Source organism: Micromonospora sp. NPDC023644 (assembly GCF_040640115.1).
Classification (GTDB): domain Bacteria; phylum Actinomycetota; class Actinomycetes; order Mycobacteriales; family Micromonosporaceae; genus Micromonospora.
Genome location: NZ_JBFABA010000033.1, coordinates 1 through 26,358, shown reverse-complemented (window position 1 = coordinate 26,358; position 26,358 = coordinate 1). Strand labels below are relative to the sequence as shown.

Here is a 26,358-nt window from a genome sequence, read left to right as displayed (position 1 = left end):
CCTTTCACGGTTCCCCGTGGTTGCCGTCCGGGCGCGGTCCGCCCGGGATGGTGCATGGTCAGTCCCTCGGCCGGGCGGCCCGCGCGAGCAGCAGGCTCACGTTCTGCCCGCCGAAGCCGAAGGAGTTGGTCAGCGCGTATCCGGTGTCCGTCTGCCGCGGCTCGGCACGGATGTGGTCTGCCGGGCAGGCCGGGTCCGGGTCGTCGAGGTTGTGCGTCGGCGGCAGCAGGCCCCGACCGAGCGCCAGCGCGGTGGCCGCCGCCTCCAGCGCCCCGGAGGCGCCGAGCAGGTGGCCGGTGAGCGCCTTGGTGGAGCTGACCGGCACGCCGCCGTCGCCGAACACCTCGGCCAGCGCGGTGGTCTCGGCGATGTCGCCGAGCTTCGTGGCGGTGCCGTGCGCGTTGACGTAGCCGACCCGTGCGGCGGGCACGCCGCCGCTGGCCAGCGCGCGCCGCATGCACTCCGCCGCGCCGGCGCCGTCGGGTCGCGGGGCGGTCGGGTGGTACGCGTCGGTGGTCACCCCGTACCCGGCGACCTCGGCGTAGCCGGCGACGCCCCGGGCGGCGGCGTGCTCGGCGCGTTCCAGCACCAGCAGGGCCGCGCCCTCGGCGAGGACGAACCCGTTGCGGCGGGCGTCGAACGGCCGGCTCGCCGCCGTCGGGTCGGCCCAGCCCCGGGCGAGCGCCCGGGCGTTGCCGAAGGTGTCGGAGAAGGTCGGGAACAGCGGCGCCTCGCTGGCCCCGCAGAGCACCACGTCGGCCTCGTCGGCGCGGATCAGCCGCAGCGCGTCGGCGATCGACTGGGCGCCGGAGGCGCAGGCGGTGCCGACGGAGGAGGTGTAGCCGCGGATGCCGTACCGGATGGCGATCCGGGCCGACGGCATGTTCGGCAGGATGCCGGTGAGCAGGTAGGGGCTGACCGCCGCCCGGCCCCGCTCGGCGCGGGCCAGCACCTGCGCCTCCAGGGTGGACATCCCGCCGACGCCGCCGACGATCACCCCGATCCGGCCCGGGTCCACGTCCCGGCCCACCTCGATGCCGGCGTCGGTGAGCGCGTCGGCGGCGGCGAGCAGGGCGAGCACCACGACCCGGTCCAACACCCTGGTCTCCGGCCCGGAGGCCACGGTGCGCGGGTCGATGTCCGGCAGCACGCCGGCCACCTCCAGCGACCCGGCCGCCGGGTGCCCGGCCGGCGGCCGGGTCAGCCCGGACCGGCCGGCGCAGAGCGCGTCGAAGGTGGCGTCGACGCCCCGCCCGACGGGGGTGAACAGCCCCATCCCGGTGATGACGGCCGTCATGACGGCGACTCGGTGAGGTACCGCTCCCGCAGGGCCACCTTGCGCACCTTGCCGGTGACGGTGACCGGGATGTCGGCGGCGCGGACCGGCACGACCCGGCGCAGGGTCGCGCCGACGTCGGACCCGAGCGCGGCGCGGACCCGGTCGGTGCGGTCCTCGGCGGGGTCGGCGCCGGCGGCGAGTTCCAGCAGCACGTCGGTGACGACCCCGTCGACCCCCGAGGTGATCACCACGGTGCAGTCGGTGACGTCCGGGCAGGCGGCGAGGACCCGTTCCTCGGACAGCGCGGTGTAGAACCGCCGCCCGTCCCCGGCGTCGACCGCGTCGACGGCCCGGTCCAGGTGGTAGTAGCGGCCCTCGTCGTCGGCGTACACCAGGTCCCCGGTGAGGTACCAGCCGCGCTGCCGGGACCGGTACGTGGTGGCCGAGTCGTTCCAGTAGCCGCGGAACAGCGACGGCGAGTCGATGCCGAGCCAGCCCACCTCGCCGGTCGGCACCGGCTCGCCCCGGGCGTCGAGCACGGCGACCCTCGCGAACCGGTAGGGCCGCCCGACGCAGCGGCCGTACCGGTCGGTGTCGACGCGGTGGGTGACGTGGAACATCGAGTGGCCCATCTCGCTGGAGCCGAGCCCGTCGATGAAGACCGAGCCGGGCACCCGGGTGATCCCGTCGCGGGTCACCACGTCGCGGGAGCCGACCGCGACCAGCCGGCGCACGTGCGGCTCGTGCGAGCAGTCGCCGGTGTTGAACCACAGCGACACCGAGTCCAGGTCGTACGCGGCCAGGTCGAAGCGGGCCAGCTCCGCCCAGGTCACGGAGAAGCCGAACACCCCGTCGGGACGCCAGCGCTGGATCGCCTCCAGCACCCGCTCCCCGCCCTGGTCGGAGAGCAGGAGCATCTCGGCGGAGTTGCCGAGGGCCTGGTTGACCATGAGCACGGTGGCGGTGTGCGGGGCGGGCAGCGCGTTGAGGATGCGTCGGGTCCCCTGCGCCTGCGGCATGGCGAGCAGGTGCCGGGTGGCGGCGAAGAGGCTCGCGTGCGAGTGCAGCACCGCCTTGGGCACGCCCGTGGTGCCGGAGGTGTGGGTGATGACGACCGGGTCGTCGCCGTGGTGCCGGTAGTGCTCCGGCGCGGCGGCCGGGTCGCCGGTGCCGGCCTCGGCGGGCGTGCCGAGCACCGGGACGCCGAGGTCGTGGCCGGCGAGCAGGGCGCCGTGCGCGCCGTCGGCGAGCACGCCGACGCCGCGCAGCCGGCGGACGTACTCGGCGGCGATCTCGGGGCGCAGCCTGCCGTTCATCAGCGCCGGGATCGCGCCGAGCCGGGTCAACGCGAGGAAGCTGAGCACCATGTCGGCGGCGGCGGTGGCCCAGACGGCGACCGGGTCGCGGGGCCCGATCCCCCGCTCGTGCAGCCAGGCGGCGCGGGCGGCGACCCGCTCGTCGAGCCGGCCCAGGGTGAGCGGCCGGTCGGCCGGGTGGCCGTCCACGGCGGTGTCGAAGGTGAGGCCCGGCCCGTCCGGGTCGGCGCCGTGCGCCAGCACCCGGGCCAGCACGTTGCCGGCGCCGATCCGCTCGTCGGCGGCCAGCACCCCCCGCAGTCCCCTGTTGCTCATGGTGCGTCTCCTCCCCCCAGCAGCACCGCGACGGCGGTGGTTCCGGCTGCCCCGGCCGGACGGCCCGCGTCGCCGTCGTCGGGTGCCTGTTCGATCAGGACCAGCAACGCCCGGTCGGCGTCGCCGTCGTGCAGCAGCAGCTCGGCCTCGGCGGCGCCCTCGGCGCGCGGGTCGCCGGCCGGCGCGAGGCAGACCACCGGCCCGCCCAGCCCCCAGCGGGCGGCCACGTGCCCGGCCACGCTGTTGGGCACCGACTGGAAGAAGAACAGCGGCCCGGGTCGGCCGCCGCCGGCGACCGTGGCCCGCACGTGCGCCGCGCTGGCCCGGTCCCCGGCCGCGCTGACCAGCACGACCGCGGTCCGTTCGCCGCCGGGGGCCGGCCGCTGGCCGTACGCCCGGGTCAGGCAGCGCTCGGCGACCGCCGCGACCAGGGGCGGGAAGCTGGAGTGCACGTACCCGGGCACCGGCGGCGGCGCCGCGTCGCCCGGCTCGGGCCAGGCCGCCTCGGCCAGCACGGTGAGGCGGCCGGCAGTCCCGCTCATGCCGCACCGACCAGCAGCGCCGTGTTGGCGCCGCCGAAGGCGGCGTTGAGGCTCAGCGCGTACCCGGTGGCGGCGGGCCGGGGCGCGTCGCGCACGACGTCCAGCGGGCAGGCCGGGTCGGGGCCGAGCCAGCCGGCGTTGACGGGCAGTTTCCCGTGCCGCAGGGCGAGCACGGTCACCACCAGTTCCAGCAGGCCGGAGGCCTCCAGGGCGTGCCCGTGCAGCGCCTTGGTGGAGCTGACCGGAACGTGTGCCGTCGCCGCGCCGAGCGCGGTGCGCAGCGCCGCCGCCTCGGCGGCGTCGCTGTGGCCGGTGCCGGTGGCGTTGGCGTTGACGTACCCGATCGCCTCCGCCGGGAGCCCGGCCCGGCGCAGCGCCGCGGTGACCGCGCGGGCCAGGCCGCGCCCGCCCGGCTCCGGCTGGCAGGGGTGGAAGGCGTCCCCGGCCCGGCCCCAGCCGAGCAGGTCGGCGACCGCCCCCCGGGCGACGTCCCGCGACTCCAGCACCACCGCCGCGACGCCGTCGCCAAGCAGCAGCCCGGTGCGCCCGGCGCTGAACGGGCGCACCGCGCCGTCGGTGGCGAGGGCGCGACCGGCGTCGAAGAGCGCGTACTGGTCGGACTCGACCAGGTAACCGGCGGCCACCACCGCCCGGGCGACGTCGCCCCGACGGATCAGGGCCGCGGCGTCGGCGACCGCACTGCTGGCCGAGACGCAGGCGGTGGTGTACGCCCGGGCCGGGCCGGTGAGCCCCGTCCGGGCGGCCAGCGCGGTGGTGAGCGCCGGCACGGCCCCGCCGCCGTGCACGGCCAGCAGCAGGGCGGTGCCGGCCCGGCGGCCGGCGTCGAGCCCGGCGGCCCGGCAGGCCGCGTCGACCGCCTCGGCGAGCTCGTCGGCCAGGTCGCCGGCGTCGGGCAGGGTGGCGGCGGCGTCGACCCGGCGGGGCGTCGTGTCGAAACGGTCCACCGGCCGGAACGCGGGCGCCCCGGCCAGCACGCCGGCGAGCTGCGCGTCGGGTCCCCTGCCGAGCGCGCTGGTCGCGTGGACGCCGGTGAGCTGGACGGCCACCCGCTCAGCCATCGGCGGCGACGGTCAGGGCGGCGCGGAAGACCGCCAGGGCGTCGTCGACGGTCCGGATCCCGGCGAGCTGGTCGTCGGTGAGGTCGAGCCGCCGGTCGTGGCGCTGCTCGACGAGGTGCACCAGCCAGGCCAGTTCCATGGAGCCGATCCGGTCGCCGACGTCGGCGGCCGGTTTCCCGGCCAGTTCGGCGAGCATGGTCACCAGCTCGGCCCGTTGCAGGTCGGGCTGACCGGCCATCAGGAGTTGTCGCTCGTCGCCCCGGCGACCCGGTCGGCGATCATCGTGGTGAACTCGCCGACCGTCATCAGGGCCAGCTTCTCGGACTCGTCGTCGGCGAACTTCAGGCCGTAGCGGTCCTCCACCCGCACGGCGAGGTCGGCGAGGGCCAACGACTCCAGGTCCACCCCGGACGGGCCGAGCGTGGTGTCGTCGTCGATGCCCTCGACGTCGTAGTTCATGTCCTCGAGCTGCTCGACGACGAAGGCGCGGATCTCGGGTCGCATGGTTAACCTCTTTCCGTGAGCCAGTCACCGGTGCCCGGTAGGGACACCGCGTACGTGTGGATCGGTCGGGGCGTCGGCGGTCGGCCGGCCCCGGCCGGGCGGCTGTTGCGGCGGGCGGCTGCCACGCTGCTCGGCCGCGCGGAGGCGGAGATCGTGGTGGAGCGCGGGCGCGACGGGCGCCCGCTGGTCTGGGCGCCCGGCGCGGGCGCCCGGGTGCGGCTGCCGGTCAGCGTCAGCCGGGCCGGGCCGGTGGTGGTGGTCGCCGCCCGGGCGGGTGGCCCGGTGGGGGTCGACGTGGAGCGGTGCCGGCCGCTGCCCGCGTCGGCGCTGGCCCGCCGCTGGTACGCCCCCGCCGAGGCGGACTGGCTGGCCGGTCGCCCGGCCGACGGGCAGGCGACGGACTTCCTGCGGTTGTGGACGGCGAAGGAGGCCGTCGGCAAGGCGCTCGGGGTGGGGCTGCGCGACGGCGGCCTGCGGCGGCTGATGCCGGTGCCCGTCGGTCCCGGCGGGTCGCTGCGGCTGGTGCCCGGCCTCGCGCGGCTGCACGTGGGGCATCCGCCCGTGGGCGGGGGCCTGATCCTGGCGGTCGCCGTCGACGCGGTCGACGCGGTGCCGGTCGAGGTGGTGCGGTGCGAGGCGGAGGGGTGCCGGACGCAGGCGGACGGCGCAGCGGCGCGGCGCAGCGGTCACGTCGCCGCCGTCCGCAGCGCGTCGACGGAGCGGACCAGCTTGCCGGTGGTGGTGCGGGGCAGCTGATCGACCAGCCGCAGGGTGCGGGGGCGCTTGTAGCCGGCCAGCCGCTCGGCGAGCAGCTTGTCGAGCACCTCCTCCGACAGCGGCCCGTCCGGCTGCACGTACGCGGTGATCCCGCCGTCGAAGACGACCACGGCGGCGGCGACGCCGGGCAGCGCGGCGACGGTCGCCTCGACCTCGCTCAGGTCGACCTTCAGGCCGCCGACGGAGACCTGCGAGTCGAGCCGCCCGCGGACGGTGACCAGGCCGGTGTCCGGGTCCACGGCGCCGGCGTCGCGGGTGCGCAGCCAGCCGTCGGCCCAGCGGGTGGGGTCGCTCAGCCCGACGTACGGCGACGCGGGGCAGCTCACCCAGAGCTCGCCGTCGACCTCGCGGACCTCGATGCCGGGCGCCGGGGCGATCGACGGGCGGTGCCGGCCGTGCAGGTCGGTGCCGATGACGCCGACCTCGGTCATCCCGTACATGTTGCCCAGCGGCACGCCGTAGCGGTCGGTGAAGGCGCGGGCGACGGCGGCCGGCACCAGTTCGCCGCCGGTGGTCATCCGCTTGAACTGCGGCAGGGGGCCGGCAGGGCGGGTGGAGGCGAGCAGTCCGATGTGGAACGGCACGCCGAGCACGGTGGCCGGCGAGTCGCCGGCGGCGATGGCGGCCAGCACGGCGTCGCCGGCGAGCCGCTCCGGCGGCACCAGCTCGACGCCGGCGTGCAGGCCGTAGAGCAGGCCCCCGACCAGGCCGAGCACATGCACCATCGAGGGCAGCAGGACGATCCGTTCGCCGGGCAGCGCCACGCCGTCGATGCGGGTGTAGCGGCGCACCTCGGCGACCAAATCGTCGGCGGTACGACCGATCACCTTGGACGGTCCGGTGGAGCCGGAGCTGAGCTGGATCACCGCGTGCCCGCTGACCGCCGGGCGGTCGGCGTACGCGGTGACGCCCTCGGTGACGTCGACGAAGACCCGCAGCCCGCCGCCGCCGGTGCGGACCGGGGCCACGACCACCTGCGGGGTGAGCCGCGCCAGCGCCCGGTCGACCTCGTGGTCGGTGAGCCGGTGGTCGAGCAGGATCGCCTGCGCCCCGCTGCGCCAGGTGGCCAGCAGGTTCACCACGTACGCCAGCGAGGGCGGCATCCGCAGCGCGGCGGCGCCCCCGGGGCGCAGTCCGGCGGCGCCCAGGCGGGCCTGCGCCTCGGTCACCAGCCGGCGCAGAGTGGCCCGGTCGACCGGTTCGGGCAGTCGGAGACAAATGTCGGCCGGATGGCCGTCGAGCAGAATTTCGTCAACCCAGAGCGGGTCCGTCGCCGCAGGATTTCCCGTCGTCACTACCGTTCACCGCCCAGCCTCAAAGAGGGCGGATCCGCCCATAAGGTGTGCCTGTCGGGGTGCTGCGGGGAACCTTACGACGCCGCCCGGACGCATAGCTAGATGCGAATGGCTAGATCAGAAAGGGCGGCCGGCCGGATTGCCCACGGCCGGTTCGGCGGGCAGGATCGGGCGCGTACGGCGGCTCAGGGTGACCGCCGGATGACCCATCGTGCGTACGGCGCGAGACGTCCACCGGACGGCCGATGGTGCTCTTCGAGGGGGATCGTGGAGGGGGGTCAGGGTGCCGGTGGGAGCACGACGCGGGCGGTGCGCCGCTCCCCGTCCATCGCGCGCATCGCCCGGGCCAGGGTGCCGGCGTGCAGCTCCGTCTCGCCGCGCTCGCGCATCAGCTCCGCCACGGCCTCGATCGCCCGCGCCTCGGCCGCCAGGGCCTGGGCGGCGAACACGCAACCGAGCGGGTCGAAGTGCCCGCTGTCGCGGGCCGGGTTGAGCCGGGCGACCAGGTCGACGACGCGCAGGTACCGCTCGACGAGTTCCTGTTCGGCCCGGGTCAACGCGGGCAGGTCACGTTCGCTCACCCCCGCAGCCTGCCACCGCCCCCGGCGCCCGGCAGCCCCGCTGCGGCGCAGGCCCGCGACGCGCGGCCGACAACCGGGCGGGCGGGATCAGGCCGGCGCCGCGGCGGGGGTCTGGGCGTGGATGAGGAAGCGCAGCGACCGGGCGTCGGTGAAGCACTCCCGCATCGGCCGGACCAGGTCCCGGTGCTCCGGGCTGCGTTCCCACGCCTCGAAGTCGGCCAGGCTCGCCCACTCGCTGGTGATCAGCCACTGCTCCGGGTCGGCCGACGAACGGCAGACCTGGTCGACGAGGTGCCCGGGCACGCCGCCGGCCACCAGGTGCCGGACCGCCTCGTACGCGGCCAGGAACGCCTCCGTGCGCTCGTGCGGCACCCGCACCAGGAAGACCACCCGCGCCCGCTGTCCGCCCGCGCGCTGCGCCCCGACCCGGGACCCGCCGGGCGTCGTACCGGTGACCTGCTCGCTCACGGCGTCGCTCCCCTCTGCGGCGCGGCCCCGCGCAGGACCAGCGCGCTGTTGAAACCGTCGAAGCCGCGGGCGCAGACCAGCGCCAGCCGGCTGCGCGGTCGCCGGTGCTCCCGCAGGAAGCCCAGCTCGCAGCCCTCGGCCACCTCGTCCGGACCGGCGGAGGCCGGCAGCGTGTCGTGCCCGAACGCGAGCAGCGCGGTCGCCACGTCCAGCGCCGAGCCGCCCTGGTGGGCGCGGCCGGTCAGCGGCTTCTGGGTGCTCACCGGGGGCGGCCGGTCGCCGAAGACGGCGCGCAGCGCGGCGGCCTCGCTGCGGTCGTAGCGCGGCACGCCGAGCGCGTCGGGCAGCACCACGTCGACCGTCTCCGGCCCGACGCCGGCCCGGTCCAGGGCCAGCCGCATCGCGCGGGCGTACTGCACGGGGTCGCCGGCCGTGTCCGCCGCGGTGTGGACGGCGTCGTGGGTGGCGCCCCAGCCGGTCACCTCGCCGTACACGCGGGCGCCCCGGGACAGCGCGTGTCCCAGCTCCTCCACCACGAACACCGCGCCGCCCTCGGCGGGCAGGTAGCCGCTGGCGGCGGCGTCGAACGGCCGGTAGGCCCCCTCCGGGTCGGCGGAGTCGCTGAGCAGGCCGGAACGCAGCTGGCAGGCCAGGGCGTACGGGCTCAGCGGGCACTCGGTCGCGCCGGCGATCACCACCGGCGTGCCCCGGCGCACCGCCCGCGCGGCGTGCGCCAGGCTGTCCAGCCCGCCGGCCGCCTCGGCGACCAGCACCCCGCACGGCCCCTTGAACTGGTGGTGGATGGAGAGCTGGCCGACGCTGGCCGCGTAGAACCAGGCGATCGACTGGTACGCCCCCACCGTGCGCGACGGCCCGCCCCAGAGCCGTTGCAGCTCCCGCTGCCCGAACAGGTTTCCGCCGGAGGAGCTGGCCAGGGCCACCGCGTACCCGTACGGGTCGGGGGCCCGCTCCGGCAGGCCTGCGTCGGCCAGCGCCAGCCGGGTGGCGGCGAAGCCGAGGTGCGTCCACCGGTCGGTCTGCACCAGCCGACGGTTGTCGGCGTACGCGGCCGCGTCGAAGCCGGGCACCTCCCCGCCGTACCGGGTGGGATAGCCGGCGGGGTCGAACAGGGTGATCGGTCCGGTGCGGCGGGTGCCGGCCAGCACGGTACGCCAGTGCGCGTCCACGCCGATCCCGCTGGGCGCGACGACGCCGATGCCGGTCACCACGGCCCGCGCGGTCACGCGCGCACCCGCCCGGGCAGCCGGCGGAACACCATCGCCGACTGGAAGCCGCCGAACCCGCTGCCCACCGAGAGCGCCACGTCGACGGGCAGCTCCCGCGCCTCGTTCGGGACGTAGTCCAGGTCGCACTCCGGGTCGCGGGTGCTCCAGTTGGCCGTCGGCGGCACCACGCCGAACTCGACGGCCAGGGCGCACGCGGCCATCTCGATCGAGCCGATCGCGCCGAGCGAGTGCCCGACCATCGACTTGATCGAGCTGATCGGCACCCCGTACGCGGCCTGCCCCAGCGCCCGCTTGAACGCGGCGGTCTCGTGCCGGTCGTTCTGCCGGGTGCCCGAGCCGTGGGCGCTGATGTAGGAGACCTGCTCGGGGGCGATGCGGCCCTGCTTCAGCGCGGCCGAGATGGCCAGCCCCATCTCCAGCCCGTCGGGTCGCAACCCCGTCATGTGGTAGCCGTTGCTGCGGCTGGCGTAGCCGGCCACCTCGCAGTAGACGTGCGCCCCGCGGCGCCGGGCGTGCCCGGCCTCCTCCAGCACCAGCACCGCCGCCCCCTCGGCGAGGACGAAGCCGTGCCGGTCGGCGTCGAACGGGCGCGAGGCGTGCGCCGGATCGTCGTTGTCCGGGCTGGTCGCCTTGATCGCGTCGAAGGAGGCGACAGTGACCGGGGAGATCGGCGAGTCGGCGGCCCCGGCCAGCACGATGTCGGCCTCGCCGTCGACGATGAGCTGGTGGGCGTACCCGATCGCGTCGATGCCGGAGGTGCAGCCGGTGGAGACCACCTGCGCGGGGCCGTGCAGCCCGTGCCGGCACGCCACGTCCGCGGCGAGGCTGCTGGGCACGAGCGCCTGGTAGAGGTACGGGCCGCCGCGTTCGGCGTCGACCAGCCACCGGCGGCCGGTGTCGCTGACCGCGACGTACTCCTGCTCCAGGGCGGTGGTGCCGCCGACGGCGGTGCCGAGCACCACGCCGGTGCGGTCTCGCTCGGCGTCGGTGAGCTCCAGGCCGGCGTCGGCGAGGGCCTCGGCGGCGCAGGCGAGGGCGAACTGCACGTACCGGTCGGCGCGCCGCAGCTCGACCCCGGTGAGGCCGGCGACGACCGGGTCGAAGTCGCACTCGGCGGCGATCTGGGACCGGAAAGCCGACGGGTCGAAGAAGGTGATCCGCCGCGTCGCCGTCCGCCCCTCGGTGATCGTCTTCCAGAACCGGTCCCGGCTGGCGCCGCCGGGGGCGACCACCCCGACGCCGGTCACCACCGTGCGGCGCGCGCTCACGGCGTCACCTCAATTCGCGACTGCGGGGCTCGCAACCCCGGCTCACTCCTCGCGCTCACGATGTCACCTCGGTTCGCGACTGCGGGGCTCGCAACCCCGGCTCACTCCTCGCGCTCACGACCCGCCTCGCTGTTCGACCAGCTCGGTGTCGACGTGGCCGAGTTCGGGCCGGGGCGCCAGCGGCCCGAGGTGGAAGACCACCTCGGCCGGCTCGTCGCCGGTGTTGCGCAGCCGGTGCCGCACGTTGCGCGGCACGAACAGCGCCTCGCCGGCGGTCAGCGGCACCGGCTCGTCGTCCAGGTCCACGGTGATCGTGCCCCGGGCGACGTAGAGGAACTCCTCGCTGTAGGGGTGGTAGTGCTCGGCGATCCGCTCCCCCGGGCGCAGCATCGCCACCCCCATGAAACCCGAGGTGCTGCCGACGGTCTTCGGGCCGAGCAGCACCCGCAGCTCGCCGCCGCGGCGGCTGTCCGGCACGACGTCGGCGGCGGCGACCAGCCGCAGGGCGCGCTCACTCATCGCCGGCTCCCGTCGCCCGGTCGGCGCCGGCCAGCCGCTCGATCTTGTCCTTGATGACGGCGAGCTGCACCGCGCTGTTGGCGTTGATCCGGTCGGTCATGCCCGCGTCGTCCACCGGCGCGGTCGGCTTCATCGCGAAGTCCTGCACCCACGTCATCCGGGTGCCGCCGGACTCCTCGACGTAGCGCCAGTGGATGCGCATGTACTCGAACGGCCCGGTCTCCACCCGCCGGGCGCTGACCTGCCGGGTGGCCGGATCGGCGGTGCGTTCGCTGACCCAGCTCCACACCGTGCCGTTCTCGTCGGGGTGCATGGTGAGCCGGAACCGCACGGTGTCGCCGTCGCGGTGCAGGATCTCCGCCCGGGCGTACTCGGTGAACAGCTGCGGCCAGTTGGCGACGTCGTTGGTGACGTCCCACACCAGCGGCAGCGGCGCGGCGATGAGGACGCTGTTCTCGGTGTGCCCCGGCGTCCCGGCGCCGCGGGCGACCAGCTCGGCCACGCCCGCGATGCTGAGCTGCCCCGCCTGCTCGGGGATCCGCACCTGCCATCGGTCGGCGACCACGGCGGAGAGTTCGAGCAGCGCCAGCGAGTCCATGCCGAGTTCCTCCAGGGACGCGGCCGGGGCGCGGGCGGCCGCGTCGGCGTCCAACCCGCAGTTGGTTACCAGGATGTCGGTGATCTCGGCGGTCAGCGGACGGCCATGGGTGACGGTCAACGAAGCCTCCTGTGGTGTGCGTCGGACGGGTCGGCGAGCAACTGGTCGACCAGGCCGGTGGAGTAGCGGCCCTTGCGGAACCCGGCGTCGTCGAGCACCCGCCGGACGAACGGAATGGTGGTGCGGACCCCGGGGCCGGCGATGTCGAACTCGTCGAGGGCGCGTTCCAGCCGGTTGAGCGCGAGCTCCCGGTCCGGTGCCCAGACCGCCACCTTGGCCAGCAGGGAGTCGTAGTGCGGGCCGAACAGGTAGCCGGCGTGGCCGTGCGTGTCGACCCGGGTGAACGGGCCGCCGGGCGGGACGAAGCGGTCCAGCCGGCCAGGCGTCGGCGCGAAGCCGCGGTCCGGGTCCTCCATGTTGACCCGGCACTCGATGGCGACGCCGTGCGGCCGGATGTCCTCCTGCCGCCAGCGCAGCGGCACCCCGGCGGCGATGTGCAGCTGCTCGTGCACCAGGTCGATCCCGGTGATCATCTCGGTGACGGGATGCTCGACCTGGATCCGACAGTTGATCTCCAGGAAGTGGAACCGCTCGTCGGGGTCGACGAGGAACTCCACGGTGCCGGCGCCGGTGAAGCCGGCGTACAGGGCACCGCGCAGGGCGCACTCCGCGATGGCCTCTCCGGTGCCCGCCGACAGCGCCGGGGCCGGGGCCTCCTCCACCAGCTTCTGGTGTCGGCGCTGCACCGAACAGTCCCGGGTGCCCAGGTGCACGCCGTTGCCGTGGGAGTCGCACAGCAGCTGCACCTCCACGTGCCGGGCGCCGGTCAGGTACCGCTCCACGTACACCCGGTCGTCGCCGAAGGCCGCCTGGGCCGCGGCCCGGGTCCGCGCGTACGCCCGGGGCAGCTCCGCTCGGGTGGCGACCACCGTCATGCCCCGGCCCCCACCGCCGGCCGCCGCCTTGACGATCACCGGGTAGCCCACCTCGGCGGCCACCTCCGCCGCCGCGGCGGCGGTGGGCACCGGCGCGACGCTGCCCGGCGGCAGGGGCAGCCCGGCCCGGCGCATCAGCGCCCGCGCGGAGGACTTGTCGGCCAGCACGGACATCACCTCAGGCGGCGGGCCGATGAAGACCAGGCCGTTGTCGGCGCAGATCTCCGCGAAGTCGGCGTCCTCGGAGAGGAACCCGTAGCCGGGGTGCACCGCCTGCGCGCCCACCTGCCGGGCCGCCTCCACGATCGCGGCGGCGTTGAGGTAGCTGCGGCGGCTGGCCGGCGGCCCGATCCGCACGGCCTGGTCGGCCAGGCGCACGGCGACGGAGTCGGCGTCCGCCGTGGAGTAGACCACCGCCGTACGCACGCCCAGCTCGCGGCAGGCGCGCAGCACCCGCAGGGCGATCTCCCCCCGGTTGGCGATCAGCACCTTCTCGAACATCGCCGCCCGCCCCTCAGACCGGATCCAGCGCGAGCAGCGGCTGGTCGTACTCGACCGGCTGGCCGTCGGCGGCGAGGACCTCGGCGACCCGGCCGCCCCGGTCGGCGGTCACCTCGTTCATCAGCTTCATCGCCTCGACGATGCCGATGACCTGCCCGGGGCGGACCAGGTCGCCGACGGCGACGAAGGGCGCGGCGCCCGGCTCCGGCGCGCGGTAGAACGTGCCGACGATGGGCGACCGCACGGCGTAGCGGTCCGGCGGCGACGCGACGGCCGGCGGGGGCGCCGGACTCGCCGCGGCGGGCGCGGCACCGGCGGGCGCGGCGCCGTGCCACTCCACCTCCAGCACCGTGTCCCCGCTGCGCAGCCGTACCCGCCGCAACGGGCCGGCGAGCTCGGCGACGAGGTGGCGGGCCTGCCGCCGCAGCCCGGCCAGCACGACGTCCACCCCGTGCCCCACCTCCGCGCCGGACGCCGTCTCCGCGTCGGACGCCGGGGTCGCGTCGGGCGCCCGGGTCGTGTCGATCGGCCGAGCCACGTCGGACGCCCGCTCCGCGTCGGGAGCCGACGGCGGGGCGTCGACCGGGGTCCCGCCGGCGCTCACCGGGCACCCGCCCGGGCACCGAGGCGGGCGGCGCCGAAGCGCCGGAAGCGCTGCCGCCGCCGGCGCACCAGCGTGGCGGGCGGCACGTCGAGCAGCGGCAGCAGGTGCGCCAGCACCGCCTCGCGCAGCGCCCGGGCGGCGGCCTGCGGGTCGTGGTGGGCGGCCGGGGCCGGCTCGGGGACGAGGTCGTCGACGATCCCGAGCCGGCACAGGTCGGGGCCGGTCAGCCGCAGCGCGCGGGCCGCCTGCGGGGCCGCTGGCCGGTCCGGCCAGAGGATGGCCGCGCAGCCCTCCGGGCTGATCACCGAGTAGACGGCGTGCTGGAGCATGAGCACCCGGTCGGCCACCGCGAGGGCCAGCGCGCCACCGCTGCCGCCCTCGCCGGTGATCACGGCCACGACGGGGGTGGGCAGCACGGTCAGGGCGAGGATGTTCTCCGCGATGGCCGCCGCCTGGCCCTGCTCCTCGGCCCGTACGCCGGGATCCGCCCCGGGCGTGTCGACCAGGGTGACCACCGGTAGGCCGAGACGGGCGGCGAGGCGCACCAGCCGCAGCGCCTTGCGGTGCCCCGCCGGGCTGGCCATGCCGAAGTTGCGCCCGACCAGCTCGGCGGTGGTGTGTCCCTTCTGGTGCCCGACCACCATGACGGGCCGGCCGTCGAGCCGGGCCAGCCCGCCCACCACGGCCGGGCAGTCCGCGCCGAGCCGGTCGCCGTGCAGCTCGACGAAGCCGTCGAACGCCGTCTCCAGGTAGTCCAGCGTGGTCGGACGGCCCGGGTGCCGGGCCAGCCGTACCGTCTCCCAGGCGTCGCCGCCCGGGGCCGCCGCCGTCGTCGCGGCCCCGCCGGCCAGCCGCGCCACCAGCGGCGACGGTTCCTGCCGGGGTACGCCGGCACGGGATGCGGGCCGCCGCCCGGCCCGGGCGGCGGCGAGCAGCGCCACCAGCCGGCCCCGCAGGGCGTGCCGGGGCACCACCATGTCGACCTGGCCGTGCCGCAGCAGGAAGTCGGCGGTCTGGAAGCCCTCCGGCAGCTCCCGGCCGGTCACCTGCCGGATCACCCGGGGACCTGCGAAGCCCATCCGCGCGCCGCTCTCGGCGAGCACCACGTCGGTGTTGGTGGCGAACGAGGCGGCCACGCCCCCGTACGTCGGGTCGGTGAGCACGCTGACGGTGAGCAGGCCGGCCTCCCGCAGCGCGGCGATCGCCTGGCTGACCGTCGCCATCTGCATCAGCGACAGGGCGCCCTCCTGCATCCGCGCCCCGCCGGAGGCGGTGACCAGGACCAGCGGGACCCCGTCGGCCAGGGCCCGCTCGGCCGCCAGGGTGATCAGCTCCCCGACCACGCAGCCCAGGCTGCCGCCGAGGAACCGGAAGTCCATCACGGCGAGCACGCATGGGTGCCGTCCGAGGGCGGCGGTGCCGCAGACGACCGCCTCGGCCAGCCCGGTGCCGGCCCGCGCCGCGGTGAGCCGGTGCGGGTACGGCAGCAGGTCGACGAAGCCGATCGGGTCGACCTCGGCCGGCCGTTCCGGCAGGGCGGTGAACGACCCCGGGTCGACGAGCTGGAGCAGCCGCTCGGGCGCGTCGACGCGGGCGTGCGCACCGCACTCGGGGCAGACGTCGAGGTTGCGCCGCAGCCGCTTGCGGTACAGCAGGGTGGCGCAGCCGCCGCACCGGGACCAGAGCTGCCCCTCGCGGGGCGCGGTGGCGGTCACGACGACCGCCCGGCGGGTGCGGCGTCGAAGCGGTAGAAGCACCGGGCCATCGCGTCGCGCGGCTCGCGCCACGTCGGCAGGTACGGCGACACGTACGGCTGCAGCCGGGCACTCACCCGGGCGAACTCGGGGTGCCCCCGGGCCGCCTCGACCGCTCCCCCGCCGGGCGTCTCCGTCTCCAGCAGGTGCACGTACAGGTCACCCAGCCGGTAGAGCGACCGGTGCCGGACGCCGACCAGGCGCGGCAGCTCGGTCGCGTCGGACTCGGCGAAGATCTCGGCGACGCGCGCCTCGGCGCTCGGCACCACCTTCGCGACGATCAGCGAACGGTCCATGGACGGGCCTCCCTCCACGGCATCCGGCGTCGTGACGACGGCGCCGGCCGAGCCGGACGACTGGCGACACGATGCGGCCACGGGCGTCACGGCGGCGTCACCGGCGATCGCCGGGCGGCGACGCAGCTCTCGTGACGCTGCGTTGACGCCAGCTGTGCATCGGCTGTGCGGCACCGATCACCGAAGTGGACTATCCGCAGTTAGGAACGGTTCTCGTGGAGACCGACAGGCAAACGCCATCCTGCCCAGGATATTGACCGAGAGTGACCACAATTGATAATCTTCGTCACGGTCAGCCCGGCGGCCGCGGCGCGCGACGCCGTGCCGCGGCGGAGCGATCCGACAGTGGGGTCATGGGCAGCCGCGCCGGGGACAGCAGACGAGTCGGGACGAGCGTTCCGCAGGGGGTGCCGCCGTGGCCGCTGATCCGTCGACGCCGACCACGGCGTGCCGTCCCGACGCCGAGATCTCACTGCACCTGCTCGGCGGGTTCCGGCTGCTGCACGGCGACGCGCCGGTCGTGGTGCCGCGCGGCCTGCAACGGGTCATCGCGCTGATCGGGCTGCGCCCCGGCGCCACCCGCAGCCACCTGGCCGGCCTGCTCTGGCCCGACGCGCCGGAGGACCGCGCCCTGTCGTCCCTGCGGACCGCGCTGTGGCGGCTGCGCCAGGACCCCTGCTGCCCGTTCACCACCTCCGGCGACACGATCTCCCTCGCCCCGGTCGTCCGGGTCGACGTCGACGCGCTCGTCGGCACGGCAGCGCGGGTGCGCGACGGCGACGACCCCTGCGCCGTCGCCGCGCTCGCCGCCGGCCGGCACGACCTGCTCCCCGGCTGGTACGACGACTGGGTGCTGGCCGACCGCGAGCGGCTGCGCCAGCTGCGCCTGCACATGTTGGAGGAACTGGCCGGCCAGCACCTGGCGGCGGGCCGCCACGGCGCGGCCCTGGAAGCCGCGCTGGAGGCGATGGCCGCCGAGCCGCTGCGCGAGACGCCGCACCGGCTCGTGGTCCGCATCCACCTCGCCGAGGGCAACGCCTTCGAGGCCGTGCACGCCTTCTACGTCTACCGCGACCTGCTGCTGCGGGAACTGCGGCTGGAGCCCTCGGCGGCGATGACCGCCCTGCTCGACGACACCCTCGCGCCCATCCGGGAGGCCACCCGCGCCACCGGGGCCGGGCCGCGCCGGGGACCGTCCACCCGGGTCGCGCCCCACGCCCGCTGAGGCGGCGTCACCGGCGCGGCGGCGCGTGTGACGGACAGGTGACAGTCGCCGGGGCACGGTGGGCCGCACACCAGTCCGTGGTCTCCGACATGGTCGCGGCGCACCACCGGCGAGAGGGGTCCCATGAGCCGTCTACTGATCGTCAGCAGGATCATCCCGGGCGCGGAGGGTCGGGTGGCGCAGATCTTCGCCGAGTCCGACGCGACCGAGCTACCCGCCCTCACCGGGGTCCGCCACCGGTCCCTGTACTGCCTGCACGACTTGTACGTACACCTGATGGAGACCGCCGACGTGGCCCCGGACGCCCTGGCCGAGGCCCGCAACCACCCGCTCTACCGCCAGGTCAACGAGCGGCTCTCCGCGCACACCACGCCGTACCTGCCGACCTGGCGCTCGCCGCGCGACGCGATCGCGGGCTGCTTCTACCGGTGGGACGCCGCCGACGCGACGTCGTCGCACCCGGCCGGCTGAGCGGGGCGGTCGCCATGTCGTCCAGACCACCCCACGTCCTGATCATCGGGGCCGGCACCGGCGGGCTGTGCCTGGCGCACGGCCTGCGCCGGGCCGGGATCAGCGTCGCCGTCTACGAGCGGTACCGCACCCGCGGCGAGGGACTGCTCGGCTACCGGGTCGGCATCGGGCCGACCGGAAGCCGCGCGTTGCGCGAGTGCCTGCCGCCCGCCCTGTTCGACGTCTACCTCGCCACCTGCGCCCGTTCCCCCCGCTACTTCAACGTCATCACGCAGGGGATGCGGCGCACGGCCTCGTTCACGCTGCGGCCGGACACCGACCCGGTGAACACCGAACGGTCCGTGGCCCGGATGACCCTGCGCCAGGTCCTGCTCACCGGCATGGAGGACGTGGTCCACTTCGACAGGACCTTCACGCGGTACGACCAACGCGACGACGGCACCGTGACCGCGCACTTCGCCGACGGCAGCACCGCCACCGGCGACCTGCTCGTCGCCGCGGATGGCACGCACTCGGCGGTGCGCCGCCAGTACCTGCCGCACGCGGTCACCCGCGACGCCGGCACCATCAACATCGCCACCCGGATCCCCCTGACCCCGCACACCCGAGGGCTGCTGCCGGAGCGGATCGAGCAGGGCATCTCGCTGATCTTCGGCACCGGCGGGATGATGGGCGTGCTGCACGTGATGGAGTTCAAGTGGGACCGCGACGGCGCGCTCAAACCCGGCGTCGACCCCGCCGTCGCCGAACTGCTGCGCGGCTGGCCGGGGCTGCGCCACGACAACACCCGCGACAACATCAACCTGGTCGTCTGGAGCACGGCCCGCCGGTTCCCGCCCGACGTCATGCAGCGGCGCGGCGAGGACCTGGTCCTGCTCGCCCTGCGGCTCACCCGGAACTGGCACCCGCACCTGCGCGAATTGCTCGCCCGCGGCGACCCGGACAGCGCCCTGCCCATCAAGGTGGCCACCAGCGAGCCGGTGCCGCCGTGGAAGAGCAGCACCGTCACCCTGCTCGGCGACGCCATCCACACGATGACGCCGGGACGCGGGGTGGGCGCCAACACCGCCCTGCGCGACGCCGCCCTGCTCTGCCGGCAGCTGCGACTGGCCGCGACCGGCGACAAGACGCTGCTGCAGGCGGTGGCCGACTACGAGGCCGCTATGGTGCCGTACGGGTTCGCCCGGGTCGCCGACTCGCTCAACCGCAGCGGCACCAGCGGAGACGACCGGATGTACAAGCCGGTCGTCGGCCGGCTCGCGCTGCTCGGCGCGCGAGGCTACTTCGGCGTCACCAGCCGGGTACCCCGGCTCGCGCGCCGGTTCGTCGACGACTTCTACAGCTACCGGGGCGAGGAGGACTGACCGTCCGACGGGGACCCCGGCGCCGCCGTGAGCGCCGGGGTTTCCGCGTGCCCCGCCCGCCGGCCCGCGGCCGTCCGGACGGCGACCCTCCGTCGCCCGCCGGACACCGCGGGTGCGGTCCCGTCCCGCCGCCACGGCGGGCACCCGGTCCTGCCTGTCGGCGCCATCGGGCGTGTGCGAAGCTGCGGCGAGTTTTTCTCGCGGGTTTCCGGACGTGAACGATAGGGAGGTTTGCCGTGGCGTGGTCTTTCGGGCACTGGCTGATACTGATCGTGGCCTTGGTGGTGGGTGCGGCGGGCGGTTGGTTGTGGCGCGGCCGGCGGGACGCGGCGGCCGCCACGCACGGCTCGCCCATGGTGGACGGTGACCCGGTCGCCGGCATGACCGCCGTGGTGGTCGACCCGCCGCCCGTCGCCACCCTGGACGAAGCGCGCCCCGAGGTGACCGTGGACCCCGCGCCGGACGCCGTCGCCGACCGCGTCCCCGTCGCGCCCGGGGCCGTCGCCCCGACCGACGCCGACGCCCCGCGGGCCACGGTCGTCGCGTCCGACGTGTCCCGGTCCGACGACGTCGACCCCGCCGACATGGCGCTGACCGGCGACCCGGTGCCGGCGCCCGACACCGACCCCGTACCGCCCGGCACCGCCGCCGACGCCCGGCCGGAGCACGAGGTCGTGCTGCCGGTGGCGGCCGAGGTGACCGGCCCCGTCGACCGGCGACCGGCGGAGGAGCCCGCCCCGGCCGCCGAGCCGGAGGACGTTCCCGTCACCGCGGCGGAGCCCGTCCCGGCCGCCGTCGCCGCGGCGCCCACGAGCGCGACCCTGACCCCGGCCGAGCCGGAGGCCGCACCCGCCCCCACCGCCGCCGCCTCGGCCGAGCCGGAGTCCCGCACGGCCGCCCCGGCCGAGTCCGACACCGCACCCGCCCCCACCGCCGTCGCTTCGAGCGAGCCGGAGGTCGCGCCCGTTCCCGTCGCCGCCGCACCCGTCGAGCCCGAGCCGGCCGAGCCGGAGGTGACGCCCGTTCCCGTGGCCGCCGCTCCCGTCGAGCCCGAGCCGGCCGACGCGCCGGCCGAGCCGGAGCCGGCCCGCGCCACCCCGGCCGAGCCGGTCACGGCCGGCGCCGCCGTGGTCGAGCCGGTCACGGCCACCGACGCAGCCGTCGAGCCGGAGTCGACGCCGGACGGGCCGGCCGCGCCGGTGGTCGTGCCGGCACCGCGCGGCGAGGCGGCCACCCCGGCCGCGACCGACTCCGACGCCGCCGACGACTTCCGCCGGATCCAGGGCGTGGGTCCGAAGATGGCCGCGGCGTTGCAGGCGGCCGGCATCCGGACGTACCGGCAGCTGGCGGAGCTGGACGAGGCCGCCCTGCGGGAGACGATCCGGGCGGCCGGGCTGCGGGCCGCGCCGAGCCTGGCGACCTGGCCGCAGCAGGCGAAGGTGCTCGCCGGCGCTCCGCAGGAGGCGGCCGCCGCCCTGCCGACCCCGGTGGGCGGCGCGGACGCCTGACCGGCGTCGCCCCCGGCCGCCGTGTTCCCTGTCGGCGCCGGACGGCGGCGCCCGGCACCGGGTACCGCCACCGAAACGATCCGCCGTCACCGACGTCGCGGCGCCCCGTTCACCGGGCGCCGCGACGTCGGCGTTCCGGGCCGGGGCGCGAGCGGGAGGACCGGGCGGCGGCACCGGCGGCCTGCCGGCCCCGCACGCCGCCGCCCGACCCTGCGGACCGGCTCGCCCACCCGTCGGCCGTCCGCCGCGCCGGCCCCTGGGCGGCGGCGCCGTTAGCCGTTCATCGCGAATGGGTACAACGCCAGCACCTCGATCCACCACACCATTGCGGAGGCAGCGATGCGCGGCACGTCGATATTCGGAGTCCTGGTCGTCATCTGGCTGATCATCGGCGCGGTCGCCGCCGGGCAGCGTGGCTACTACAGCGGTGACGACACGAACTGTGCCGAGGCCGGCACGATCCTGGTGACCATCGTGGCCGGGCCGCTGAACTACATCGGCGCCAACCCGAAGGTCGACTGCGCACTGCCCCAGCCGTCCAAGTAGGACCGTCGTACTCCGGCCCGCGCCCTCTCGGGGCGCGGGCCGCACCGTGTCCGGGGACGCCGCGCCGCCAGCGGGGTGCGGTCGGGCCGCGACCCCGGCCGTCGCCCCGGCGGGACGCCCGAGGCGCAACGGCACCGGTCCCTCTCCCGGGCGCGGTCGGAGTGCCGCCGGCGGGCCGGGGCTCGCGGCGCGTGCGCCACCCCGCGTCACACCGCGTACGGCATCCTAGGAGGCTGGGTTCCTCGGTGTCGGCGTCCCGGGCCCGCCGCCGCGACCCGACGTTTGTCGGCCCGGGCGGCGGGAACCGGCGTTGCGCCAGCGCGCCGCACGGAACGGGAGCACCGGGATGAGGATCGGCTACAAGCTCGCCTCGGAGGGGTACGGACCGCAGGAGATCATCCGCCAGGCCGTCCGGGCCGAGCAGGCGGGCTTCGACTTCGTCGAGATGAGCGACCACTTCCACCCGTGGCTCGACACGCAGGGGCACTCGTCGTTCACCTGGAGCGTGCTCGGGGCGGTCGCGGCGAAGACCGAACGGATCGGCCTGGCCACCGGAGTCACCTGCCCGACCGTCCGGTACCACCCGGCGATCATCGCGCAGGCCGCGGCGACCATGGCGCTGGTCTCCGACGGCCGGTTCACCCTCGGCGTCGGGGCCGGGGAACGGCTCAACGAGCACGTGGTGGGGCAGGGTTTTCCGAGCGTACGCGGCCGGCACGAGCGACTCCGGGAGGCGTTGGAAATCATCCGGCTGCTCTGGCAGGGCGGCTACCGGTCCTACGAGGGCAGGCACCTGCAGCTGGAGGACGCCCGGATCTTCGACCTGCCGCAGACCCCGCCGGTGATCGCGGTGGCCGCGAGCGGCCGCTCCTCGGCGACGATGGCCGCGGAACTCGGCGACGGCCTCTTCGTCACCGAGCCGAAGGCGTCGATCGTCGAACACTACCGGCAGGCCGGTGGCGACGGTCCCCGCTACGCGGAGGTGCCGATGGCCTGGGCCACCGACGAGGAGCAGGCCGTGCGGGCGGTGCTGGAGACCAGCCGGTGGATGGTGACGGGCTGGAAGGTGATGAGCGAGCTGCCGAACCCGGTCAACTTCGACGCCGCCAGCGCGTACGTCGAGGAGCGGCACGTGCGGGAGCTCTTCTCCGTCGGTCCGGACCCGGCGGCGCACGTGGCGGCCGTCCGCCCCTACCTCGAGGCCGGCTACGACCACATCGTGCTGCAGAACGCCGGCCCCGACCCGGACGGCTTCCTCGACTTCTTCGCCGACGACCTCGCCGCCCGGCTGCGCGCCCTCGGCTGAGCCGTCCGGCGCGCCCTCGGGGCGCGGGCGCGCGGCGCCGGCCGGCGGAACGCGGGCAGGCACGGCGGACGGACCGGCGGCGGACGGCGCGACGGTCGCGCGCCCACGACGCGCGGCGGCCGCACGCCCACGACGCACCGGGAATCGCGCGCCCACGACGCACCAGGGGGTGTCCACGACGCACCAGGGGGCGCGTCCGGGCCCCGCCGCCGCGATCGCGATGATCGGCTGGCGGGGTCGGACGCGCCCCCTGGTCGGGCCCGGACGGCCCGCCGACGGTCAGCGGAAGCAGTTCGGGACCGGCACCCTGCTGCCCTCGCAGTTGGTGGGCTCGTTGTCGATGATGTCGGTCTCGTCGTCGACCTTGACCCGGGCCTTGTCGACGAAGAGGCCGCCCGGCCGCACGGTGGCGACGTTGCCGGTGACCCGGCTGGAGTAGAGGGAGACCTGGCCCAGCGACGCGAAGATGCCGCCGCCCGTGGACGCCGCGCCGACGGCGTGGTTGCGGTCGACCTCGCTGTGGCGCACCAGGAGGTTCGACTTCTGGGCGTGGATCCCGCCGCCGGAGCCCCGCGCCGTGTTGCCCGAGACGACGCTGTCGTCGAGCGGAACCAGGCCCTGGAAGGTGGAGATGCCGCCGCCGTTGCCCGTGGCGGTGTTGTCGCGCACCTCCAGGCCGCGCAGGAAGATCAGCGCGTCCGAGTTGGCGATGCCGCCGCCGGTCTGGGCGGTGTTGCCCACCACCTTCGTGTCGGCGACCCGGGTACGGGCCGAGAAGCTGGCGATGCCGCCGCCCTGCGCCGCGTTGTTGTGCGCGAAGGTGCTCGAGTGCACCTCGGCCGCGCCCCGGTAGTTGGCGAAGCCACCGCCGTACGCGACGGCGCTGTTGCCCCGGAACCGCGAGGTCTCCAGGCTCAGCACGCCACCGTTGAGCAGGCCCCCGCCCTTGCCCGCGGTGCCGGCCGCGTGGTTGTCGACGAACGTGCTCCCCTTGACCACCAGGTGGCCGTCGTTGAAGACCCCGCCGCCGCCCCCCTCCGCCGAGAGGGAGGTGCTGTCGACGATCGTGGTGCGCTCGACCACGGCGGACGCGCCGTGCACGACGTGGATGCTGCCGCCCTCGGCGGCGGAGAGGCCGTTGCGGAGCACGACGTCGGAGAGCGTCAGCTCCCCACCGTCGCGCACGGTGAAGAACCGGAACGCCTCGGCGTGCACGTCCCGGACGATGGTGGCGCCATCGCCCCGGATGGAGATCGGGTGGTAGATGACGGGCAGCCCGGCACGGTCGTGCTGCGGGTTGCGCGGGGGCGCCTCGGCGTCGCCGGGGTTCTCCGCGCTGTCGGCGGCCTCCCGGGCGTCGCGGATGCCGCCGTCGTAGTCGTCGGGCTGCTGGAAGGCGTGGGTGAGCTCGTACGTGCACTTCGACGCCAGCCGCAGGTCGGCGCCGCCGTCGGCGTTGGCCCGGACCAGCGCCGAGATCAGCTTCGCCGAGTCGCACGGCACCGGGACCTCCGCGCGGTGCCCCTGGCCCGGGCGGCCGGAGCGGCCGTCCGGCTTTCCGCCGCGCCGCTCCTCGCGGGCGTGGTCGCGGTCCTCGACGGCGTCGCCGAGGTCGCGCTCGGCGGAGCGGTCGTCGGCCAGCAGCGCCAGCGACGGCGGGTCCGCGGCGGCGGGCAGCTCCCGGTCGGCGGCCACGGCGGCCACCCCCGTCAGCCCGGCCGCCCCGGCCACCAGGCTGCCCGCCACGAGGCCGCCGGCCAAGAACCACCGCGACCGCCGCCTGGGTGGTGCCGCCCGCCGGCCCCCTTGATATGTCGTCATCAGGCTTCCCTGCCTCTCGCGCGTGCGTGATCCGACCGCGTCGAACGGGACGCGGGGCGGCTGACGTCACGACAGCCGCCGAAGGCTCACGATACGACCGCGAAACGGGCAAGTCCGTCGAACATGAATAAAGGTACTATTCACCTTGATGGGCGCGATCGGGCGCTCCGCGAACCGGACCGGAACGGGACGCCGGGTCAGCCGCCGACGTGGATGCCGGGCCGGCGGGCGGGGTCCGGCTCCGACTTGCGGATGATCTCCCGTACCACGGGCGGGGTGTCGCCGCGGCCGAGGATGAGGTAGCGCAGCAGGTGCCCGAGGGGGTTCCCCTCCGACCACTCGAAGTGCGCGTGCGGGCGTACGCCGGTGGCGTCTCGCAGCGCCAGCAGGATCGCCGCGATGGCGTTGGGCACCGCCGGGCTGCCGGCCCGCAGCACCCGGAAGCCGCCCACCTGCACGCCGCGCACCCGCAGCACCTGGCTGAACTCCGACGGGTCGACCACGTCGATCTCCAGGAAGAGGATGTCGCCCTTGCCGGGCACGGGGTTCATCCCCCGCTGCGCCCGCTCCTTGACCGTGTACTCCTTGACCGCGCCGCCCGCCCGCTTGTGGGCGATCAGGTGCAGCCGGCCGTCGTGCGCCAGCGACTCGGCGATGAACCGGCGGGCCGGCTCGTCGAACTCGATCCGCTCCGTGCGCAGCTCGGTGGTCCGGGTCACCCGCGAGACCAGCGAGACCACGACGATGCCGAGGATGAACAGCGCGGAGATGGCGATGCCGTCCGGCTTCGCGACGACGTTCTCGGCGAGGGCGTACAGCAGGACCAGGGTGAGCACGGCGAAGCCGCCGGCCGCGACGCGCTCCCGGCGGCGCGCCGCGGCGATCGTCACCGCCACGGCGGCGGAGACCATCATGGCGAGGATCCCGGTGGCGTACGCCCCGGCCTGGTCGTTGACGTCGGCCCGGAACACCAGGGTGATCGCGATGCTGACCACCGTGTAGACGATCACGACCGGCCGGACGGCCCGGGCCCACTCCGGCGCCATGCCGTAGGTGGGCAGGTAGCGGGGCACGATGTTGATCAGGCCGGCCATCGCGGAGGCGCCGGCGAACCAGAGGATCAGCGCGCTGCTGACGTCGTAGACGGTGCCGAAGGCCTCGCCGAGGCGCTCGTGGGCGAGGTACGCCAGCGCCCGGCCGTTCGCGGCCCCGCCCGGCGCGAACTCCCGGGCCGGGATGAGCACGGTGGTGACGAGGGTGGTCGCGACCAGGTACACCGACATGACCAGCGCGGCGGTGGTGAGCAGCCGGCGGGTGTTGCGGATCCGCGCCGCCAGCCGTGCCTCGCGGTCCGCGCCCGCGCCGCCCACCAGCGGCATCATGCTCACCCCGGTCTCGAAGCCGGAGAGCCCCAGCACCAGCAGCGGGAACGCCAGCACGGCGGTCACCGCCACCTCGCCGGGGCCGCCACCGGCGCTCAGCGCGGCCGTCCAGTCCGCCAGCGTCCCCGGGTCCGTCGCGATCGCGACCAGCCCGTCCGCCACGATCAGCGCGTTCAGGGCCAGGAAGACCACGACCAGCGGGACGGCCACCGCGACCGCCTCGCGGAAGCCGAGCAGGAAGACCCCGCCGAGGACGAGCAGCAGTACGACGGTGACGCCGACCGCGACGCCCGTGCCGCCGACGCCCTCGGGCACGTGCGGGTTCTCCAGCAGGTGCACGGTGGCGTCGGCCGAGGAGAGGGTGATCGTGATGATCCAGGAGGTGGCCACGAAGCCGAGCAGGACCAGCACGAAGATCTTGCCGCGCCAGAACGGCAGCAGCCGTTCCAGCATCGCCACCGAGCCCTGCCCGTGCGGGCTCTCCCGGGCCACCCTGCGGTACATGGGCAGCATGCCGAACAGCGTCAGCGCGACGATGAGCAGGGTGGCCAGTGGGGAGAGCGCCCCGGCGGCCACCGCCGCGATCCCGGGCAGGTACGACAGGGTGGAGAAGTAGTCCACCCCGGTCAGGCACATGACCTGCCACCACGGGTGCGAGCGGGCCTGTCCCTCCGCGGCCTCGGGGCCGAGCGGCTGCACCCGGTGCGCGAACAGCCACCGCCGCAGCGGGCTCAGCGGCGCGGCGGGCCGGGCGGGGCTGGCCTGCGCCTCCGGGACGGCGACCGGGCGCCCGGCGC

25 protein-coding genes and 1 pseudogene are annotated in these 26,358 nt (G+C 75.8%); 7 read left to right on the top strand and 19 right to left on the bottom strand.

Features of this window, described 5'->3' with window-relative positions; genetic code table 11:
* Positions 1-58: 58 nt before the first annotated feature.
* Genes AB0G08_RS21270 through AB0G08_RS21245 form a run of 6 tightly spaced genes read right to left on the bottom strand, consistent with a single transcriptional unit; the run spans position 59 to position 5,035 of the window.
* Positions 59-1,297 (bottom strand): beta-ketoacyl-[acyl-carrier-protein] synthase family protein, encoded by a 1,239-nt coding sequence (locus tag AB0G08_RS21270; protein WP_358090544.1) that lies wholly within the window; start codon positions 1,295-1,297, stop codon positions 59-61.
* On the bottom strand, positions 1,294-2,910 hold the full coding sequence (locus AB0G08_RS21265) for a class I adenylate-forming enzyme family protein (protein ID WP_358090541.1): 1,617 nt from the start codon (positions 2,908-2,910) through the stop codon (positions 1,294-1,296). Before AB0G08_RS21265 ends, AB0G08_RS21270 begins: the two co-directional genes overlap by 4 nt.
* Positions 2,907-3,452 carry a beta-ketoacyl synthase chain length factor gene (locus AB0G08_RS21260; protein ID WP_358090538.1) on the bottom strand — a complete coding sequence of 182 codons (546 nt, stop codon included), beginning with the start codon at positions 3,450-3,452 and terminating at the stop codon, positions 2,907-2,909. Before AB0G08_RS21260 ends, AB0G08_RS21265 begins: the two co-directional genes overlap by 4 nt.
* Positions 3,449-4,531 (bottom strand): beta-ketoacyl synthase N-terminal-like domain-containing protein, encoded by a 1,083-nt coding sequence (locus AB0G08_RS21255; RefSeq protein ID WP_358090535.1) that lies wholly within the window; start codon positions 4,529-4,531, stop codon positions 3,449-3,451. Before AB0G08_RS21255 ends, AB0G08_RS21260 begins: the two co-directional genes overlap by 4 nt.
* Complete coding sequence (locus tag AB0G08_RS21250) at positions 4,524-4,769, bottom strand: acyl carrier protein (protein ID WP_358090531.1); 246 nt, start codon at positions 4,767-4,769, stop codon at positions 4,524-4,526. Before AB0G08_RS21250 ends, AB0G08_RS21255 begins: the two co-directional genes overlap by 8 nt.
* Positions 4,769-5,035 (bottom strand): acyl carrier protein, encoded by a 267-nt coding sequence (locus AB0G08_RS21245; protein ID WP_334606965.1) that lies wholly within the window; start codon positions 5,033-5,035, stop codon positions 4,769-4,771. The genes AB0G08_RS21250 and AB0G08_RS21245 overlap by 1 nt, the downstream gene beginning before the upstream one ends.
* A 15-nt stretch (positions 5,036-5,050) precedes the next feature.
* Between AB0G08_RS21245 and AB0G08_RS21240 the strand changes: the two genes are divergently transcribed.
* On the top strand, positions 5,051-5,791 hold the full coding sequence (locus tag AB0G08_RS21240) for a 4'-phosphopantetheinyl transferase superfamily protein (protein WP_358090528.1): 741 nt from the start codon (positions 5,051-5,053) through the stop codon (positions 5,789-5,791).
* On the opposite strand, the gene AB0G08_RS21235 is transcribed toward AB0G08_RS21240, so the two are convergent.
* The 11 genes from AB0G08_RS21235 to AB0G08_RS21185 form a co-directional block, all read right to left on the bottom strand.
* Positions 5,722-7,107: a long-chain fatty acid--CoA ligase gene (locus AB0G08_RS21235; protein ID WP_358090525.1), complete on the bottom strand. Its 1,386-nt coding sequence runs from the start codon at positions 7,105-7,107 to the stop codon at positions 5,722-5,724. The two genes, AB0G08_RS21240 and AB0G08_RS21235, sit on opposite strands and share 70 nt — an antisense overlap.
* A 278-nt stretch (positions 7,108-7,385) precedes the next feature.
* Complete coding sequence (locus AB0G08_RS21230; RefSeq protein ID WP_358090522.1) at positions 7,386-7,688, bottom strand: hypothetical protein; 303 nt, start codon at positions 7,686-7,688, stop codon at positions 7,386-7,388.
* Positions 7,689-7,775: 87 nt separating this feature from the next.
* On the bottom strand, positions 7,776-8,078 hold the full coding sequence (locus AB0G08_RS21225) for an antibiotic biosynthesis monooxygenase family protein (protein ID WP_357878944.1): 303 nt from the start codon (positions 8,076-8,078) through the stop codon (positions 7,776-7,778).
* 74 nt (positions 8,079-8,152) lie between these two features.
* The gene (locus tag AB0G08_RS21220; protein WP_358090519.1) at positions 8,153-9,400 is read right to left on the bottom strand and encodes a beta-ketoacyl synthase N-terminal-like domain-containing protein; all 1,248 of its coding nucleotides are present in this window, start codon (positions 9,398-9,400) and stop codon (positions 8,153-8,155) included.
* Entirely contained in the window at positions 9,397-10,671 is a 1,275-nt protein-coding gene (locus AB0G08_RS21215) for a beta-ketoacyl-[acyl-carrier-protein] synthase family protein (protein ID WP_358090515.1), read from the bottom strand. Before AB0G08_RS21215 ends, AB0G08_RS21220 begins: the two co-directional genes overlap by 4 nt.
* A 114-nt stretch (positions 10,672-10,785) precedes the next feature.
* Positions 10,786-11,190 (bottom strand): cupin domain-containing protein, encoded by a 405-nt coding sequence (locus AB0G08_RS21210; RefSeq protein ID WP_358090512.1) that lies wholly within the window; start codon positions 11,188-11,190, stop codon positions 10,786-10,788.
* The gene (locus tag AB0G08_RS21205) at positions 11,183-11,908 is read right to left on the bottom strand and encodes an SRPBCC family protein (RefSeq protein WP_358090509.1); all 726 of its coding nucleotides are present in this window, start codon (positions 11,906-11,908) and stop codon (positions 11,183-11,185) included. The genes AB0G08_RS21210 and AB0G08_RS21205 overlap by 8 nt, the downstream gene beginning before the upstream one ends.
* Positions 11,905-13,284 carry an acetyl-CoA carboxylase biotin carboxylase subunit gene (locus tag AB0G08_RS21200; RefSeq protein ID WP_358090506.1) on the bottom strand — a complete coding sequence of 460 codons (1,380 nt, stop codon included), beginning with the start codon at positions 13,282-13,284 and terminating at the stop codon, positions 11,905-11,907. Before AB0G08_RS21200 ends, AB0G08_RS21205 begins: the two co-directional genes overlap by 4 nt.
* Positions 13,285-13,297: 13 nt before the next feature.
* Positions 13,298-13,888 (bottom strand): acetyl-CoA carboxylase biotin carboxyl carrier protein, encoded by a 591-nt coding sequence (accB, locus tag AB0G08_RS21195; RefSeq protein ID WP_358090503.1) that lies wholly within the window; start codon positions 13,886-13,888, stop codon positions 13,298-13,300.
* A complete protein-coding gene (locus tag AB0G08_RS21190; RefSeq protein WP_358090500.1) occupies positions 13,885-15,603 on the bottom strand; it encodes an acetyl-CoA carboxylase carboxyltransferase subunit alpha in 1,719 nt (572 codons plus the stop codon). Before AB0G08_RS21190 ends, accB begins: the two co-directional genes overlap by 4 nt.
* The gene (locus AB0G08_RS21185; RefSeq protein WP_357878900.1) at positions 15,600-15,938 is read right to left on the bottom strand and encodes a TcmI family type II polyketide cyclase; all 339 of its coding nucleotides are present in this window, start codon (positions 15,936-15,938) and stop codon (positions 15,600-15,602) included. Before AB0G08_RS21185 ends, AB0G08_RS21190 begins: the two co-directional genes overlap by 4 nt.
* Positions 15,939-16,353: 415 nt before the next feature.
* Here AB0G08_RS21185 and AB0G08_RS21180 point away from each other — a divergent pair, with 415 nt between their 5' ends.
* The 6 genes and pseudogenes from AB0G08_RS21180 (at position 16,354) to AB0G08_RS21155 (ending at position 22,358) form a co-directional block, all read left to right on the top strand.
* The gene (locus AB0G08_RS21180; protein ID WP_358090497.1) at positions 16,354-17,163 is read left to right on the top strand and encodes a BTAD domain-containing putative transcriptional regulator; all 810 of its coding nucleotides are present in this window, start codon (positions 16,354-16,356) and stop codon (positions 17,161-17,163) included.
* A 123-nt stretch (positions 17,164-17,286) separates the two neighbouring features.
* The gene (locus AB0G08_RS21175) at positions 17,287-17,634 is read left to right on the top strand and encodes a TcmI family type II polyketide cyclase (RefSeq protein WP_357878906.1); all 348 of its coding nucleotides are present in this window, start codon (positions 17,287-17,289) and stop codon (positions 17,632-17,634) included.
* Between the two features lie 14 nt (positions 17,635-17,648).
* Positions 17,649-18,998, top strand: a complete 1,350-nt coding sequence (locus tag AB0G08_RS21170; protein WP_358090494.1) for an NAD(P)/FAD-dependent oxidoreductase — start codon at positions 17,649-17,651, stop codon at positions 18,996-18,998.
* Positions 18,999-20,227: 1,229 nt separating this feature from the next.
* A pseudogene (locus tag AB0G08_RS21165) lies at positions 20,228-20,506 on the top strand (DUF4332 domain-containing protein); the annotation flags it as partial.
* 339 nt (positions 20,507-20,845) lie between these two features.
* Positions 20,846-21,052: a hypothetical protein gene (locus AB0G08_RS21160; protein ID WP_357878918.1), complete on the top strand. Its 207-nt coding sequence runs from the start codon at positions 20,846-20,848 to the stop codon at positions 21,050-21,052.
* Between the two features lie 346 nt (positions 21,053-21,398).
* A complete protein-coding gene (locus AB0G08_RS21155) occupies positions 21,399-22,358 on the top strand; it encodes a TIGR03557 family F420-dependent LLM class oxidoreductase (RefSeq protein ID WP_358090490.1) in 960 nt (319 codons plus the stop codon).
* A gap of 279 nt (positions 22,359-22,637) precedes the next feature.
* Here the strand turns inward: AB0G08_RS21155 and AB0G08_RS21150 are convergent, their stop codons facing one another.
* Positions 22,638-24,179 (bottom strand): right-handed parallel beta-helix repeat-containing protein, encoded by a 1,542-nt coding sequence (locus AB0G08_RS21150; protein WP_358090486.1) that lies wholly within the window; start codon positions 24,177-24,179, stop codon positions 22,638-22,640.
* A 197-nt stretch (positions 24,180-24,376) separates the two neighbouring features.
* Positions 24,377-26,358: amino acid transporter (locus AB0G08_RS21145; protein ID WP_358090482.1), on the bottom strand; the 1,982-nt coding region annotated here is incomplete at its 5' end.

What these genes read in the sequence shown, in the direction of transcription:
- AB0G08_RS21270 (WP_358090544.1), bottom strand. Translation starts at nt 1,297, where the DNA reads ATGACGGCCGTCATCACCGGGATGGGGCTGTTCACCCCCGTCGGGCGG.
- AB0G08_RS21265 (WP_358090541.1), bottom strand. Translation starts at nt 2,910, where the DNA reads ATGAGCAACAGGGGACTGCGGGGGGTGCTGGCCGCCGACGAGCGGATC.
- AB0G08_RS21260 (WP_358090538.1), bottom strand. Translation starts at nt 3,452, where the DNA reads ATGAGCGGGACTGCCGGCCGCCTCACCGTGCTGGCCGAGGCGGCCTGG.
- AB0G08_RS21255 (WP_358090535.1), bottom strand. Translation starts at nt 4,531, where the DNA reads ATGGCTGAGCGGGTGGCCGTCCAGCTCACCGGCGTCCACGCGACCAGC.
- AB0G08_RS21250 (WP_358090531.1), bottom strand. Translation starts at nt 4,769, where the DNA reads ATGGCCGGTCAGCCCGACCTGCAACGGGCCGAGCTGGTGACCATGCTC.
- AB0G08_RS21245 (WP_334606965.1), bottom strand. Translation starts at nt 5,035, where the DNA reads ATGCGACCCGAGATCCGCGCCTTCGTCGTCGAGCAGCTCGAGGACATG.
- AB0G08_RS21210 (WP_358090512.1), bottom strand. Translation starts at nt 11,190, where the DNA reads ATGAGTGAGCGCGCCCTGCGGCTGGTCGCCGCCGCCGACGTCGTGCCG.
- AB0G08_RS21200 (WP_358090506.1), bottom strand. Translation starts at nt 13,284, where the DNA reads ATGTTCGAGAAGGTGCTGATCGCCAACCGGGGGGAGATCGCCCTGCGG.
- AB0G08_RS21185 (WP_357878900.1), bottom strand. Translation starts at nt 15,938, where the DNA reads ATGGACCGTTCGCTGATCGTCGCGAAGGTGGTGCCGAGCGCCGAGGCG.
- AB0G08_RS21175 (WP_357878906.1), top strand. Translation starts at nt 17,287, where the DNA reads ATGAGCCGTCTACTGATCGTCAGCAGGATCATCCCGGGCGCGGAGGGT.
- AB0G08_RS21170 (WP_358090494.1), top strand. Translation starts at nt 17,649, where the DNA reads ATGTCGTCCAGACCACCCCACGTCCTGATCATCGGGGCCGGCACCGGC.
- AB0G08_RS21160 (WP_357878918.1), top strand. Translation starts at nt 20,846, where the DNA reads ATGCGCGGCACGTCGATATTCGGAGTCCTGGTCGTCATCTGGCTGATC.
- AB0G08_RS21155 (WP_358090490.1), top strand. Translation starts at nt 21,399, where the DNA reads ATGAGGATCGGCTACAAGCTCGCCTCGGAGGGGTACGGACCGCAGGAG.
- AB0G08_RS21150 (WP_358090486.1), bottom strand. Translation starts at nt 24,179, where the DNA reads ATGACGACATATCAAGGGGGCCGGCGGGCGGCACCACCCAGGCGGCGG.